The sequence below is a fragment of the Vibrio sp. ZF57 genome (assembly GCF_001691235.1).
Classification (GTDB): Bacteria; Pseudomonadota; Gammaproteobacteria; order Enterobacterales; family Vibrionaceae; genus Vibrio; species Vibrio crassostreae_C.
In genome coordinates this window covers 1-2,480 of record NZ_MAKD01000103.1, presented here as the reverse complement: position 1 = coordinate 2,480, position 2,480 = coordinate 1, and the positions used below count along the sequence as shown (strand labels likewise).

Sequence of the window (2,480 nt, the reverse complement as noted above, 5' to 3'; positions counted from 1 at the left end):
GGTGACCTACTGATTACAAGTCAGTTGCTCTACCTACTGAGCTAAGTCGGCACATAATATTTCTTTGTGCTTTACTGTTGTTGTCTAAGACACCAACAAATAAATTGTGGTGCCCGGAGGCGGAATCGAACCACCGACACGAGGATTTTCAATCCTCTGCTCTACCGACTGAGCTATCCGGGCGACGAGGTGTATTAAACGTGTTTTCGCGTTCTGGGTCAACATTAAATTGCAAAAAAAGTATCGTTTGATGTTTTTCTATACTTAGTGGGTTGTTTTTGCTCATTTGGGGTGAAAAACCTAGGTCTAGCATGCCCTAAAAGATAGTAAAACTACGGTTAACTACACTGAATGGGCGCCGAAATAAAAAAAGCACGTATGAAAACGTGCTTTTTTATTTGAAAATTTTCTAGGGAGTTTAGTGTTTTACTTCAAACCTATTAACCCAAGCTTCTAATTCGTTGGAAAGAGAGGCAAGAGTTTGGGTGCTGTTATGACTTTCTGTTACGACATTGCTCAGTTGGTTACCGCTCTCTTCGATCATATTGATACGCTTCGATATATCATCGCTCACCTGAGTCTGCTCAGCGGCCGCTGTTGCGATTTGATGACTCATTGATGAAATGGACTCTAATGCGACAACAATCTGTTGTAGTGCTTCAGAGGCGTTTTGAGACTCTGTTACGGTGCTTTCACTGGTCGCGGCACACACTTCCATGGTTTGAATTGCGTTGCGAGATCCCTCTTGAAGGTTATTAATCATTAATTGGATTTCTTTTGTGCTCGATTGTGTTCTGCCTGCAAGGTTACGAACCTCATCTGCTACAACAGCAAATCCATGACCTTGTTCGCCAGCTCGAGCTGCTTCAATGGCTGCATTTAGTGCCAATAGGTTAGTTTGCTCCGCTATATCACCAATCACATCCAATACTTTTGCAATGTTGTTTACATCGTTATCTAGGTTAGCGACAGCTTCGCTTGCTGTGCCTAGTTGGCCTGCTAAGCCTTGAATGTTATCTACTGTGTTGTGAATGAGTTGTTGGGTATGCTGGCTCTGTTTGTCGGCCTCGTCGGTGTTGCGCGCGGTATCGCTAGCTGAAGCAGCTACGTTATTGGCTGAAGAGGCCATCTCGGTCATTGCTGTCGCGATCATCTCTGTTGATTTCTGTTGGGTGTCTGTCAGTTGACCAATTGACCCAGCGCGATCTTCTACGCGCTGCAGTTCGCCTCTTAATGCCAGCATTGAAGCGCCAAGGTTTGATACTAGCTCAGCCAATGACTTACTCATTTGTTGTACGGCGTGATAGATACTGCCGTCAATTGCCTGAGTTTCGAAAGAGGTTTGAATTCGACCTTGTGCTACGGCTTGTACTGCTTCTCGTACGTCTTTAGGTTCGCCGCCAAGAAGCGCTAGCATGCGTTTAATGGATACAATTAGGCTCGCCAGAATAAGACCAGCAATCACGACACAAAGGAATAGCTGCCATTGAGCAGTAGACCAAAAACGAGCGTTAACTTCATTGAACCCGATACCAGTGCCGACAACCCAACCCCAATGTGGCGTTTTCTCTGCAATAGACAGTTTTTCTTCAATCGTTCCATCTGGCAGTTTTTGTGTCCAGGTGTACTCAATGATCTCGCCAGTACGATTACCAAGTACTCTTTGGATTAGCTGCCCAACACTATTGCCGTCGCCATCTTTAAAGTCGTTAAAACTGGTTCCGTGCAGTTGAGGATCTAATGGTGTCGCGATAAACGTCATGTTCTCATCGGCTACGTAAACATATTCATTATCTTTATAGATGTTGTTGCGTAGAAGGCGAGTAGCTAGTTGCTTGGCTTGCTCTTCTTCTAGTGTGCCATCAATCGCCATTTTTTCGACTTCAGTAAGAATGCTGTATGCGCTCTTAAACAGCTCTGTTACGCGAGCTTTGTTGTCCATGTTGCTAGCAACTCTTAAGGTCCATAAGCCTGTAGCCGTCAGTGCTAGCAGGGCGATCAAGATGATGCCCGATAATAAGTAAGCTTGCGTTTTTAGTTTCATATTTCCCCGCGCAGCGATTCAATAATTAGTATTAGGTATAATTCATCGAATCTTAATCTAAGTGGTGTAAGGCAGATATTAGAAAGACATCAAAGTATGATAGGGATTAAATTTTCGAAGAAAAAAAAGTAACAGGACTTGGTTCTATTTGTTTTAATGTGAATATTAGCGGGTCATGAACTTTATAAGGCGTTGGTTCTGTTGTAGTGGATATGCTTTATAGAACTTAGAATCAACTGTTGTAGTAAGAGTACTAAAAGGAGATAACTCAATTTATCGAGACTGATTAAGAGTTAGTGAGGAGCTGATGTGTATATTGAATAGAGTTTGTTTTTGTTCAAACGAAAAAAAGCCAAGTCTTTCGACTTGGCTTTCTTGAATGTGGCTCCCCTTGCAAGACTTGAACTTGCGACATACGGATTAACAGTCCGCCGTT

Annotated in this window: 1 protein-coding gene and 1 tRNA gene; both read right to left on the bottom strand. The window is 43.1% G+C overall.

Annotated elements, in window-relative coordinates:
- Nucleotides 1–107: 107 nt before the first annotated feature.
- Nucleotides 108–183: transfer RNA gene (locus tag A6D97_RS15895), tRNA-Phe, on the bottom strand.
- Nucleotides 184–418: 235 nt separating this feature from the next.
- Nucleotides 419–2,044 (bottom strand): methyl-accepting chemotaxis protein, encoded by a 1,626-nt coding sequence (locus A6D97_RS15890; protein ID WP_065584779.1) that lies wholly within the window; start codon nt 2,042–2,044, stop codon nt 419–421.
- Nucleotides 2,045–2,480 lie beyond the last annotated feature (436 nt).